The sequence below is a fragment of the Flavobacterium sp. W21_SRS_FM3 genome, from assembly GCF_052113625.1.
Classification (GTDB): domain Bacteria; phylum Bacteroidota; class Bacteroidia; order Flavobacteriales; family Flavobacteriaceae; genus Flavobacterium.
This window is the reverse complement of sequence record NZ_JBGQOD010000001.1, coordinates 751,506-764,961: the sequence shown is the minus strand read 5'-3', so window position 1 is coordinate 764,961 and position 13,456 is coordinate 751,506. Positions and strand designations below refer to the sequence as shown.

Annotated in this window: 10 protein-coding genes and 2 tRNA genes; 6 read left to right on the top strand and 6 right to left on the bottom strand. The window is 34.9% G+C overall.

The window, feature by feature from the left end:
- Positions 1-70: 70 nt before the first annotated feature.
- Entirely contained in the window at positions 71-1,201 is a 1,131-nt protein-coding gene (locus tag ACEN2K_RS03405; protein ID WP_441757901.1) for a DegT/DnrJ/EryC1/StrS family aminotransferase, read from the bottom strand.
- 277 nt (positions 1,202-1,478) lie between these two features.
- Here ACEN2K_RS03405 and ACEN2K_RS03400 point away from each other — a divergent pair, with 277 nt between their 5' ends.
- Together ACEN2K_RS03400 and ACEN2K_RS03395 are read left to right on the top strand one after the other, a co-directional pair.
- Positions 1,479-2,723 (top strand): 3-deoxy-D-manno-octulosonic acid transferase, encoded by a 1,245-nt coding sequence (locus ACEN2K_RS03400; RefSeq protein ID WP_441757900.1) that lies wholly within the window; start codon positions 1,479-1,481, stop codon positions 2,721-2,723.
- A gap of 448 nt (positions 2,724-3,171) precedes the next feature.
- Complete coding sequence (locus ACEN2K_RS03395; RefSeq protein WP_441757899.1) at positions 3,172-3,390, top strand: PG1828 family lipoprotein; 219 nt, start codon at positions 3,172-3,174, stop codon at positions 3,388-3,390.
- Positions 3,391-3,543: 153 nt separating this feature from the next.
- Here the strand turns inward: ACEN2K_RS03395 and ACEN2K_RS03390 are convergent, their stop codons facing one another.
- From ACEN2K_RS03390 to mutS, 4 genes are all read right to left on the bottom strand, one after another.
- Positions 3,544-3,891 (bottom strand): DUF1508 domain-containing protein, encoded by a 348-nt coding sequence (locus ACEN2K_RS03390; RefSeq protein WP_441757898.1) that lies wholly within the window; start codon positions 3,889-3,891, stop codon positions 3,544-3,546.
- A 108-nt stretch (positions 3,892-3,999) separates the two neighbouring features.
- Positions 4,000-4,085: transfer RNA gene (locus tag ACEN2K_RS03385), tRNA-Leu, on the bottom strand.
- Positions 4,086-4,164: 79 nt separating this feature from the next.
- Positions 4,165-4,240, bottom strand: a tRNA-Gly gene (locus ACEN2K_RS03380).
- A gap of 149 nt (positions 4,241-4,389) precedes the next feature.
- Positions 4,390-6,996 carry a DNA mismatch repair protein MutS gene (mutS, locus tag ACEN2K_RS03375; protein WP_441757897.1) on the bottom strand — a complete coding sequence of 869 codons (2,607 nt, stop codon included), beginning with the start codon at positions 6,994-6,996 and terminating at the stop codon, positions 4,390-4,392.
- 162 nt (positions 6,997-7,158) lie between these two features.
- Here mutS and ACEN2K_RS03370 point away from each other — a divergent pair, with 162 nt between their 5' ends.
- From ACEN2K_RS03370 to ACEN2K_RS03360, 3 genes are all read left to right on the top strand, one after another.
- On the top strand, positions 7,159-7,605 hold the full coding sequence (locus ACEN2K_RS03370; protein WP_441757896.1) for a DUF1573 domain-containing protein: 447 nt from the start codon (positions 7,159-7,161) through the stop codon (positions 7,603-7,605).
- 73 nt (positions 7,606-7,678) lie between these two features.
- Positions 7,679-8,215, top strand: coding sequence for an RNA methyltransferase (locus tag ACEN2K_RS03365; RefSeq protein ID WP_441757895.1), 537 nt, complete (start codon positions 7,679-7,681; stop codon positions 8,213-8,215).
- Positions 8,216-8,238: 23 nt separating this feature from the next.
- A complete protein-coding gene (locus ACEN2K_RS03360) occupies positions 8,239-10,362 on the top strand; it encodes a T9SS type B sorting domain-containing protein (RefSeq protein WP_441757894.1) in 2,124 nt (707 codons plus the stop codon).
- An 8-nt stretch (positions 10,363-10,370) separates the two neighbouring features.
- Here the strand turns inward: ACEN2K_RS03360 and folK are convergent, their stop codons facing one another.
- Positions 10,371-11,507: a 2-amino-4-hydroxy-6-hydroxymethyldihydropteridine diphosphokinase gene (gene folK / locus ACEN2K_RS03355; protein ID WP_441757893.1), complete on the bottom strand. Its 1,137-nt coding sequence runs from the start codon at positions 11,505-11,507 to the stop codon at positions 10,371-10,373.
- A 137-nt stretch (positions 11,508-11,644) separates the two neighbouring features.
- On the opposite strand from folK, the gene sppA reads away from it, so the two are divergent.
- Positions 11,645-13,405 carry a signal peptide peptidase SppA gene (gene sppA, locus ACEN2K_RS03350; protein WP_441757892.1) on the top strand — a complete coding sequence of 587 codons (1,761 nt, stop codon included), beginning with the start codon at positions 11,645-11,647 and terminating at the stop codon, positions 13,403-13,405.
- Positions 13,406-13,456 lie beyond the last annotated feature (51 nt).

The window sequence follows — 13,456 nt, the reverse complement described above, 5'->3', positions numbered from 1 at the left end:
TTTAAATGACATGGCATTGACACCATATTGTATATTATAAAAAAGACGCGGTATACGCGTCTCCTCTTTTTTATTTCAAAAATTCTAAAACACTATCAGTAATGAACTCTATTTGTTCGTCATCTAACTCTGTATGCATTGGTAAAGACAATACCTCTGTAACTAATTGATTAGTCACTGGAAAGTCTTCTTCTTTATATCTTACATCTAAATACGCTTTTTGAGCATGCAATGGAATTGGGTAATATATGGCACATGGAATTCCTTTGTCTAATAAATGCTGCATTAATCCATTTCTATCTGCATTTACAATTCTTAAAGTATATTGATGAAACACATGGCTATCGCAGATATCAGAAATTAGTGGTGCAATAATATTCTCATGTCCTTCAAAAGCAGTAGAATATTTCCTTGCAGCATCTTGTCTTGCCTGATTGTACTGATCTAATAAAGGCAATTTAGCATTCAAAACAGCAGCTTGGATACTATCTAAACGAGAATTAACCCCTACAACATCATGGTGATATCGCTCATACATTCCGTGATTTACGATTCCGCGCAAAGTATGTGCTAACGCATCATCATTTGTAAATATCGCTCCACCATCCCCATAACAGCCTAAGTTTTTAGAAGGAAAAAAAGAAGTTGCTCCTACGTGACCAATGGTTCCTGCTTTCTTCTTAATTCCATCTACAGATTTACAATTAGCTCCAATTGCTTGTGCATTGTCTTCGATAACATACAAGTCATGTTGGGCTGCAATTTCCATAATCGCATCCATATTGGCTGCACGACCAAACAAATGAACGGGTACAATAGCTTTTGTTTTTGGGGTAATTGCTTTTTTAATAGCTTCCAAAGAGATATTCATATTATGCAAATCAACATCTACTAAAACGGGCGTTAATTGCAACAATGCAATAACTTCTACCGTCGCAGCAAAAGTAAAATCAGCAGTGATTACCTCATCACCCGGTTGCAAACCAAGTCCCATCATGGCTATCTGTAAAGCATCTGTTCCATTGGCACATGGAATAACATGTTTTACATCAAGATATTCTTCTAATTTTTTTTGAAATTTTTGTACTTCAGGTCCATTGATATAGGCATTTGTATCTAAAACTTCCTGGATAGAAACGTTTACCGTATCTTTTATTTTTTCGTATTGACTTTTTAAGTCAACCATTTGGATTTTTTTCATTCTATAAAAGTTATAAGCAACAAAATTAAGAATTAATAGCTAGAATAGATTGAGAATATCTTTTTATTTGAATTGTATTGAACAACAATTTTACAAACTTTTTAAATACATTTTAGAAAACTCCTACTAGTTTTGAAGCCCTTCCCTACTTGTTTGTTTTAGAAATACTAGCACAAAAAATTTCTTCTTGCCCAAGCAACTAAACCCAAATCAACTCACTACTAGTCGTCCATATTTTGAAATAAAAACCGTATTTTAGCCATCCAAAATTTAACTCATGTTTTTTCTCTACAACATCATCACTATTTTAGCATCAAAAGTTATTAGTTGCCTAGCACTTATTAGTCCAAAAATGAAACTGTTTGTCGAAGGTAGAAAATCTGTGTTTCAAACATTAGAACAAAAAATAAGCCCTTCTGACAAAACCATATGGTTTCATGCAGCCTCACTTGGCGAATACGAGCAAGGTTTACCTGTAATTGAAAGAATTAAAAAAAAATATCCAACTCATAAGATTGTACTGACTTTTTTCTCCCCTTCAGGTTACGAGGTTCGCAAAAATAATACTGTAGCTGATGCCACCGTTTACCTACCACTAGACACTAAAAAAAATGCTACAAAATTCCTAAAGTTAGTCCATCCTGACCTTGTGTTCTTTATCAAATATGAATATTGGCCGAATTATCTTAATCAGTTAAAAAAGCATCAAACACCTACTTACCTTATCTCTGGGATTTTAAGAGAAAACCAACTTTTTTTTAAATGGTATGGCGGATTTTATAGAAAAGCCTTGGAGAGCTTTGATTTTTTCTTTGTGCAAAATGAAGCTTCAAAAAAACTATTGCAAGGCATTGGCAAAACAAACGTAGCCGTTTCTGGTGATACCCGCTTTGATAGAGTTGCGACAATCTTAGAAAAAGACAATACATTAGCATTTATTGCTGACTTTAAAAACAACGAACCCACGATCGTAGTAGGAAGTTCTTGGCCTAAGGACGAAGATTTATTAGTATCCTACATTAACAACAGTGCTCATAAAGTTAAATTTATCATTGCTCCGCACAATATTAAAGGAGAACAAATCATTCAGCTGCAAAAAAGCATCCGTAAAAAGACGGTATTATACTCTGAGATGAAAGACAAAAACTTAGCAGATTATGACGTATTTATTATTGATACGATAGGGATTTTGACCAAAATATACAGTTACGCTGACATTGCCTATGTAGGCGGTGGATTTGGAAATCCCGGCATACACAATATTTTAGAGCCGGCAACCTTTGGCGTCCCAATTGTCATAGGACCTAACTATGCCCATTTTGCTGAAGCTGTCGCCTTAGTCAATTTAAATGGCTGTATTTCGGTTTCAAATCAAAGCGAACTAAACAATTGCTTTGACGATTTACTTCTCAATTATAGTCACCGTCATGAATTAGGGCATATTTGTAGCACATTTGTATCTATGAATAAGGGAGCCACAAACATGATTATGAAACGCATTGAAAACACTTTAAACAGCTAAGCGAAAAGAATCAGAAAAACGTTACTAATATTTAGTTTTAATCGCGTTGAGAAGCAGTAAAAAACTTCCTTTTTTAAAACGTGAAAGTAGGGCCGTTTTTCGCAATTTAAATAGCCGCTTTTAAGACTTGCTAAATTTTAAAAACACCATGCCTCTTATTTGTTTAGATTTTACAATCGTGTTATAATATATTTACTGTCAATTAATTAAAATAAAGCTTTATCACCAATCCTATATTACCATAGAAAAAGACCATCTAAAATAAAACTGTTTTCGCATTAAAAAAAAGCCTAGATTTGAGTCGGCATTTTTCGGCATTATAATTGCTTAAATATCCAAAGACAAAAAAGAAATATTATTTTTAAAAAAAAATTAAAAAAATAATTTACATATCAAAAATTTTATATCTTTGCGTCGAATTAATAATTAACCTTTATATTAAATTAAGATGAAAAAAGTATTTTTAAGTTTAGCTGCTGTTGCTGTATTAACTGTTGTATCATGTAAAAAAGCTGACGCTTCTGCTGAAGACGCTATGGCTGTTGATTCTGCTGCTGTTGTAGTTGATTCTGCTGCACAAGTTGTTGATTCTGCTGCGCAAGTAGTTGATTCTGCTGCTGCTGTTGCTACTGATGCTGCTGAAACTGCAACTGAAGCTGCTCACTAATTAGAATTAAATTCTGAAATCAAAGCCATCCGCGCAAGCGAGATGGCTTTTTTTATTTAGGGCAATTATGTACTCTATATAAGCCAGTAAAAAAAGGAGTTCTTTATATTACTTATAAAGAACTCCTTTTTTTATACTTAGTATATAATTCTATTATTCCGGAAAAACAAAGTTATTGTTTGAAAAATCCAAAATCTCTGCTTTAGACCCATACTTAATAATTTCATCGATTCCTTTTTGAACCATTAATTCCGTGCTGTACTTCCTGCTTGTAGCCATAACTACCCCATCAACAACAACCCTAAAGAAAAATTTCCCTTTAGATGTTTTGAACTTAACAAATGAGCACGTTTCAAAAACAGACCTCACATGCTCAGCAGCCGACTCGCAATCCATACGCAGCTCATAGGCAGTACTAGTAAAAATAGTTTTACCCTTTCTAGAAGTCAATTCAAACTTATAATCTCCACTAAAGCGTTTTGTAATTACAAAAGAAGCCATATATTTCTAGCTATAATTTTAAAAAAAATAAAGACAAGATGCACTTTATTTATACATTAACAAGATTGTTTTAAACAAAAAAAACCTCTTCAAAAGAAGAGGTTTTAGTACTCAGAGCGGGACTTGAACCCGCACGAACATTGCTGTTCACTGGATTTTAAGTCCAGCGTGTCTACCAATTTCACCATCCGAGCATTATTACTATTTGATTTTTATATCTAATTTTTTATAAAAATCAATTAAATACAACTACCATTCGAGTATTTTATGGTTTGGAGCGAAAAACGGGGCTCGAACCCGCGACCTCGACCTTGGCAAGGTCGCGCTCTACCAACTGAGCTATTTTCGCATTTTCAATTCTTAAAAAGAACAACAATACTTGTTCTGTATTGCGGATGCAAATTTAAGACATTTATTGAATTAAACAAGCACTTTTGAAATAAAATTTTTAAATATTTCCTAAACTTCTGATAACCTAAAACTTAAAAATTAAAAAATTTATTTTCTAGTTATCATCCTTTTAATTTCATTTAATTTCATCAAAGCTTCCACAGGAGTCACTGTATTTATATCTAAGTTTAAGATTTCTTCTTTAATTTCTTCTAACAAGGGATCGTCTAAATTAAAAAAGCTCATTTGCATTTCCTCTTGTTCTGATTTGATTCCGTTCAATACTTCACTAGAATGGTTTTTCTCTAATTTCTTTAAAATCTTTTGGGCTTTCGAAATAACAATCTGAGGCATTCCAGCCATTTTAGCCACATGTATTCCAAAGCTATGTGCACTACCCCCTTTAACCAACTTTCGAATAAAAAGCACATTATCTTTCAGTTCTTTAACAGCTACATTGTAATTCTGAATACGCGACATAGACTCTGTCATTTCATTCAACTCATGATAATGTGTAGCAAAAAGCGTTTTAGGTTTCGACGGATGTTCATGTAGAAATTCGGCAATGGCCCAAGCAATCGAAATTCCGTCATAAGTGCTTGTACCTCGACCAATTTCATCTAACAGCACCAGACTTCGATCAGAAATATTATTCAAGATAGAAGCTGTTTCATTCATTTCGACCATAAAAGTGGACTCTCCCATCGAAATATTATCTGAGGCACCTACCCTTGTAAATATTTTATCCACCACACCCATTCTAACACTGTCTGCAGGAACAAAACTCCCCATCTGAGCCAGAAGCACTATTAAAGCAGTTTGACGCAAAATTGCCGACTTACCTGACATATTGGGACCCGTAATCATAATTAACTGCTGTGTCTCCCGATCTAAGTAAACATCATTAGCAATGTACGGAGTTCCTACTGCCAATTGTTTTTCAATTACAGGATGCCTACCATTTTTGATTTCTAATTCAAATGTCTCATCTAATTCTGGGCAGGTGTATTTATTTTCTATCGCAAGCTGTGTAAAGGAACATAAGCAATCCAGTTGCGCCACTAAATTTGCATTTAGCTGCACAGGCTTAATATAAGTCGCAATCCAGGCCACTAATTGCTCAAATAACTCTACTTCTATTTTATGTATCTTCTCCTCGGCACCTAAAATCTTAACTTCGTATTCCTTTAGCTCCTCAGTTATGTATCGCTCTGCATTCACCAAGGTTTGTTTTCGAATCCATTCTGGCGGAACTTTATCTTTATGGGTATTTCGAACTTCGATATAATATCCAAAAACATTATTAAAAGAAATTTTTAAAGAACTTATCCCAGTACGTTGCGACTCTCTTGCTTCTATAGCTTCTAAAAATTCTTTACCCGAGGTAGAGATAGCACGCAGTTCATCCAGCTCTACATTAATCCCTTTTGCAATAGCATTTCCTTTAGCTACTGCTACTGGCGCATCTTGATTTAAGGTAGTCCTTATTTTTTCACGTAATAAATCACAGCTATGCAAACTATCACCAATGATTTTAACCGCCTCTTGCGGACTTTCTAAGGCCAATGTTTTTATAGGGATAATGGCATCCAAAGATTCTTTTAGATACACCACCTCACGTGGCGAAACTTTACCCGCAGCAATTTTAGAAATCAAACGTTCTAAATCAGAAATCTGTTTGATCTGGTATTGCATCTTTTGCAATACTTCTTGGTTTTCTTTAAGATAGCTAACCACTTGATGTCTACTCGCTATTTTACTACTATCTTTTAAAGGCAGTGCCAACCAGCGTTTTAATAAACGACCTCCCATTGGCGAAAGCGTTTTATCAATCACATCTAATAGCGTAACTGCATTAGGATTATAACTGTGGTACAATTCTAAATTTCGAATAGTAAAACGATCCATCCAAACATAAGCATCTTCAGCTATACGCTGAATAGCTGTAATGTGTTGCACTCTGTTGTGTTGTGTTTCTGACAAGTAGTACAAAATAGCACCAGAGGCAATAATCCCTTCTTTCAAATCTTCAATTCCAAATCCCTTTAACGAAATAGTCTGAAAGTGCTTGGTCAAGATTTCAAAAGCATAATCCTCTTTATAAATCCAATCTTCTAGATAAAAACTGTGGTAATCATCACCAAAATTTTCTTTGAAAGCACTTTTATTATTTTTTTGAATTAAAACCTCAGAGGGATTAAAATTCTGAAGTAACTTATCAATATACTCCGCATTTCCTTGCGCTGTCAAAAACTCACCAGTCGAAACATCTAAAAAAGAAATTCCTATAGACTTGTTAGCAAAATAAACAGAGGCCAAAAAATTATTAGTTTTAGACTGCAAAACTTCATCATTCATAGAAACTCCTGGAGTTACTAACTCAGTCACTCCACGCTTGACAATTGTTTTGGTCATTTTTGGATCTTCCAATTGATCACAAATAGCAACTCTCAATCCTGCTTTTACTAATTTTGGTAAATAGGTATTAATCGAATGATGCGGAAAACCAGCTAATGCAGTTTCTGTTGGTGAACCTGCACCTCTTTTAGTTAGAGTAATCCCTAAAATTTTTGCAGCCCTAACCGCGTCATCTCCAAATGTTTCGTAAAAATCGCCCACTCGAAACAATAGACAAGCATCCGGATATTTCCTTTTGATGTCATTATATTGTTTCATTAACGGTGTTTCCTTAACTACTTTATCTTTAGCTGCCAAATTATATACTATTTATAGGTGATTGTAACAGCAGCGAATTTATATATTTAATAGCGAAAAAGTAAACAGTTCAAAAAAAATTAAATTTTTTTATGTAAAATTTAAGATGTCTTTTCGATATTTTACATAGATTTGTTTTAAATATATTAAATTGATATAAAAATGAAGAAAATACTTACACTTGCAATGCTTGTGGTGCTAGGAATTACTACAACTACTGCTCAAGAAACAACAAAAAAAATAAAAGCAAAAGCTACTAAAACTGCAAAAGTGAATGGTGCAGGAATGGTATTCGTTAATGAAACTATTGATTACGGTACTGTCGCTTACAACTCTGACGGTCGACGCGAGTTTATATTCACTAATAATGGAAACAAACCCTTAATCATAACTAATGCTCAAGGTTCATGTGGTTGTACTGTACCAACATATCCAAAAGAGCCAATTGCTCCAGGTGCAAAAGGGGTAATTGGAGTAAAATATGATACTTCAAGAGCAGGACAAGCATTTACAAAAACGGTAACTTTGACGACTAATGCTGTAGGTCAAGCAACTAAAGTCCTTACTATTAAGGGTGTTGTACTTGCTGACGGTGCTTCAAAAAGCTAATATTAAATAAAATACTTGAAAAAGCTTCCCTTAACATCGGAAGCTTTTTTTTATTAGAATAAATTGGAATAGAATGAGAAAGCTAGAAAATAGTGAACTAGAAAGGAAAACGATAGAAGATTTTAAAAAGTCTGACAAAACACCGTTGATATTAATCCTTGATGATATTCGTAGTTTGCACAACATTGGATCTGTATTTAGAACTGCTGACGCTTTTTTAATCGAAAAAATATTTTTGTGTGGCATCACCGCCTCTCCGCCTAATAAGGAGATTCATAAAACTGCGCTTGGTGCAACTGAAACAGTGGTCTGGGAACACCAGACAAACGTACTGGATGTGATTCAAAAATTAAAAGAGGAAAAGGTAACTACCTTAGCTATAGAACAAGTTGAAAGTGCGATATTGCTTCAGGATTTCACCGTCGAAGAAGGAAAAAAATACGCCTTAGTTTTTGGAAATGAAGTACATGGTGTTTCACAAGAAGCGGTAGCATTATGTGATGGGTGTATAGAGATTCCGCAACTAGGGACAAAACATTCTCTAAACATTTCCGTTAGCGCAGGAATTGTAGTTTGGGATCTTTTTCAAAAATTAAATTGGCCAAAATAATCCGTAGCTAATATCTTTACAGAATGGGAAGCAAAAAAACATTTCAAATAATCATACTTTTTATAGCTCTTATCTCTCACCAGAGCTATGCTACAGATGGAAATCCAACATCAAAAAGTTATAGTGCATTATTTGCTAATGAACCTCCTGTGATCACTGCGTCTGGAAACCAAATTTATTGCGCCGGAACCAAATTAAAAATTGTTACTACCGTATCTATAACAGATCCAGATGATACTGGTACTGATGCCATTTATATTCAAATATCGTCAGGATATATAAAGGGACAGGACCGACTTGATCTTGATGACAACCATCCTACAATTACTACAGATTGGGATGAGCAAACGGGAAAGTTAAAATTATTTAGCCCAACTGGTATTTTAGTAAGCTACGATGACTTTATGAATGCAATCAAAGAAGTCACCTTTAGCAACTCTTCCAACTCTCCTTCAGGAACACGAACTTTTTCAATAAGCATTGGTCAAGCCAATTATTTACCCAGCAACGGCCATTATTATCAATATATTCAAAGTTTAGGTATTACATGGACAGACGCAAAAGCACAAGCAGAATCGAGTAGGTACTATGGCCTTCAAGGTTATCTTGCTACGATTACAGCAGCTGATGAAGCAAAATTATCTGGTGAGCAAGCCTCGGGCGCTGGATGGATTGGAGGTAGTGATGCTGAAACTGAAGGTGTATGGAAATGGGTAACTGGGCCTGAAAACGGGACCATTTTCTGGAATGGACAAGCGAATGGAAGTTCGCCTAATTACGCCAACTGGAACACTAATGAACCCAACCAATCTAGTAATGAAGATTATACACACATCACCGCACCCGGAGTAGGTCTTCCTGGATCTTGGAATGATTTATCAAATACTGGTGAACCAACAGGAAACTACCAACCGAAAGGCTATATTGTGGAATATGGCGGAACGACAGGAGATCCAGTCCTACAAATTTCTACAAGTACCTCTATTACTATTCCACTAATAACGAGTGTAACTCCCAATAGCCGTTGTGGATCAGGAACAGTCGACTTAAAAGCAACAGCTACAAATGGCACGATTAGATGGTTTGACAATGCTAATTCATTAGATCCACTAGCTACGGGAGAAAACTTCACAACCCCAATATTAAATAACAGCACAACTTACTATATAGATGCAGGTTCAGATTGTACTGCAACTAGAACAGCTGTTGTTGCTACAATAAATCAAATACCCTCTATCACCTCAACCAATTCTCCAGTGAGCAGATGTGGTTCAGGAACAGTGCTCTTGCAAGCCAATAGCGACATTGGAGTTATCAACTGGTATGATACGGAAACGGGAGGAACACCTCTTGCCACAGGAACTTCTTTTACAACTCCTGCCTTAAATGCTACAACTGCCTATTACATCGAAGCCATTAATAATGGTTGCAAAGAAAATACTAGAGCTGCTGTTATCGCCAGAATTTATCAAACACCAGAAGCAACTGATGAAGAAATATCATTTTGTAATCAGACTACACTTATTCTGGATGCCAAAGTTTCAGGAATGAGGTACTTATGGTCAACAGGTGAAACCACTCAAACCATAGCAATCACTGATGCAGAGACTTACACTGTTACCATCAGCAGTCCTGATCCTGAAAATTGCAGTACCACCAAGAAAATAACGGTTTCATCTTATGCTGCTCCTTCGATCACTTCTGTAGATGTTACTGAAGATACGGTTACTATAATTGTAGCTAATGATGAAGATTATTTTGAATACGCAATTGACGGCATTAATTATCAGACTTCTAATGTTTTTTACAATGTCCCTGGCGGACAACAGACAGCGTACGTAAGAGACAGACACCAATGCAATTACGACACCCAATCTTTTATAGTACTATCTGCTCCACAATTCTTTACACCAAATAATGATTCGTACCATGATTACTGGGAAATTAAAGGCTTAGCTTTCTATCCCCAAGCCGAAGTTAGCATTTTTGATCGGTATGGGAAATTAGTAGCAGTCTTAAATAGCGCTAAACTACAATGGGACGGCACCCTAAACAAAGTACCACTTCCCGCTTCAGATTATTGGTATGTCTTAAAATTGGATCAAAACAGTCCTGAAAAAAGAGGTCATTTTTCTTTGAAGCGTTAGTAGCAAATTTATTTTGCTATCTTCTTTTGAATCTCATCCAGTATAAAAAGGTAATCTTCTTGATTTTTCACAAAATCCCTATCTGACACGTCTATAATTAAAACGTTTAAATCGGTCTGCGATTTTATGTAATCTAAATAGCCACTATTGATTTTATCTAAATATTCTGCTGGAATGTTTTGTTCATAGCTTCTTCCTCTCTTTTTTATGTTTTGCAACAGTCGCTCTGAATTTTGGTAGAGGTAAATATACAAATCTGGCTTTGGCATTTCCCTATAGATAATATCAAATAAATTGCGATACAAACGATACTCATCATCTGCCAAAGTTATTTTAGCAAAGATTAGCGATTTAAAAATATGGTAATCTGCTACTAGAAAATCCTTAAATAAGTCAAATTGTGCCAAGTCATCAGAAAGCTGCTGGTAGCGATCCGCTAAAAATGACATCTCAAGTGGAAAGGCATAACGGTTTTGATCTTTGTAAAATTTAGGTAAAAAAGGATTGTCAGCAAAACGTTCTAAAACGGTTTTAGCATTGAAATCCTCGGCAATTTTTGTTGTCAATGTTGTTTTACCAGCTCCTATATTTCCTTCAAAAGCAATATAATTAAATTGGTCTAAGGGAATACTGGCCAAAGGATTTTCTAAATCCAGAACTACTTTACACTCACTTTGATCTGGGCAATCTGTTAGCAACTCTTTAACTGACTTCTTTAAAACTGGATGTTCCCAATATAGATTTAAATCTTTAATGGGTAGTAAAACGAACTTTCTATCTTGCATTAAAGGATGAGGAATCTGAAGTTTATCAGAATTGATAACTTCATCATCAAATGCAATTAAGTCGATATCAATAATACGGGACTGATACCCTAATTCTGAATTGCGGATACGTCCTAATTTTTTTTCGATTTTTAAAACTAGATTCAGCAATTTATGCGCTGAATTAAACGTATGCAAAACTAATGCGCAATTATAAAAAACGTCACTATTAAAACCCCAAGAGGGTGATTCATATAACTTAGAAACCTTGATTACAGTCCCTACTTTCTGATGGATTAAATCTATGCAGCGTTGCACGTTTTCAAGTCGGTTGCCCTGATTACTGCCTATAGATAAAATGACCTGATGTTGTACTTTCATATTAGGCACAAATTAACTAAAAGTATTTTAGAAATAGCAATATATTTGCACAAAGTGTTACGTTCTATAGCTAGAAAATATTACAGCAAAACTGTAACAAAAGAACACTTTTGACTACTTATTAAAAAAATATAATTATGAAGTTTTTAGGAAATGTACTAGCCACCATTATAGGTTTATTTGTCTTTTTTATGCTGTTCTTCTTTGGTGTTTTAATTATAGGAGCCGTTTTTGGAGGAGATTCAGAAACTGTCGCTGTAAAAAACAACTCGGTTATAGAACTTGATTTAAAAGATGTTCAATATGATTACGCAGGAAAATACGAAGATCCATGGATCAGCATTTTTTCTGATGATGCTAAAATTGGTGTAAGTGACATTATTATGGCTATCGAAGAGGCGAAGACAGATGACGACATCAAAGGCATCTCTATTTTGAATGATGAATCTTCTTTAGGTATGGCACAAAGTAAAGCGGTAAGAGATGCTTTAGAACAATTTAAAAAATCTGGAAAATTTGTAATGGCTTACGCCAATGTGTACTCTCAAAAAGAATATTATTTGAATTCGGTTGCTAATACGATCTACTTAAATCCCGTTGGAGACATGGATTTTAAAGGACTCGCTTCTGAAATCATGTTTTTTAAAGAGTTACAAGAGAAATCAGGTATTAAGATGGAAGTGATACGCCATGGAAAATACAAAAGTGCGGTAGAACCATTTCTTCAAAACGAAATGAGTGAAGCCAATAGAGAACAAATCACCGTTTTACTAAATTCTATTTGGAGTTCCATTACAGCAGACATTTCGAAAAGTAGAAACATTTCTGTCGCTAAACTTAATGAAATAGCTACTGGCTTACTGGCGAGAACTCCTGAAATGGCAAAACAACAAAAGCTAATTGATGTCATTGCTTACGAAGATGTGTATCATGATGCCATAAAAAAAGCTTTAAAAGTAGACAAAGACGAAGAATACAATAAGGTCTCTATAATGGATTACACTAAAAAAGTAACGACAACATCTAAAATAACAGACAGTAAAAATGACATTGCCATTATTTATGCACAAGGAGAGATTCAAGGTGGTGAAGGTGATGTAAATACTATTGGTGAAGGTTCCATGCGCAGATCATTACAAGAGGCTAGAAAAGATAAAAAAGTAAAAGCTATTGTATTGCGTATTGACAGTCCGGGAGGGAGCGCTTTAACTTCAGATTTAATCTGGAGAGAAATTGAGCTTACTAAAAAAGTAAAACCAGTCGTTGTTTCAATGGGAAATTATGCCGCATCAGGTGGTTATTACATTGCCTGTAATGCCGACAAGATTTTTGCTGAAAGCAATACAATAACAGGTTCTATAGGTGTATTTGGAATTTTACCAAATTTCAGTGAGCTAACAAAGCGCATTGGAATCCATGTAGAGCAAGTAAAAACTAATGAGAATGCGGCGAGATACAGCCCATTTGTTCCACTAGATGAAAAATTTAAAGAAGTAACTCTGGAAGGTGTTGAACATATTTACAAAACCTTTGTAACTCATGTTGCCGAAGGAAGGAACATGACCTTTGCGCAAGTTGATTCAATTGCACAAGGAAGAGTATGGGCGGGTTCAGAAGCTGTTAAAATTGGTCTTGTTGATAAAATTGGAGGTTTAAAGGATGCTATCAAAGAAGCGGCAAGCCTGGCTAAAATTAAAAAATACAGTACTCAAAACTATCCTGTTTACAAGAAAGATTTGAATGACCTTTTGGCAAACCTGCCTTTCGCAAAAACAAAAGCAGCTTTTATCAAAGAAGAGATTGGAGAAGAAAACTACAATTTAATGCAACGAGTTAAAAAAGTGCAAGAACAAAAAGGGGTGCAAGCCTCAATGCCATTTGAGATTACTATCCACTAAAATCCAAATAACATAAATAAAATCCGTTTGAGTTAATTCTTAAACGGATTT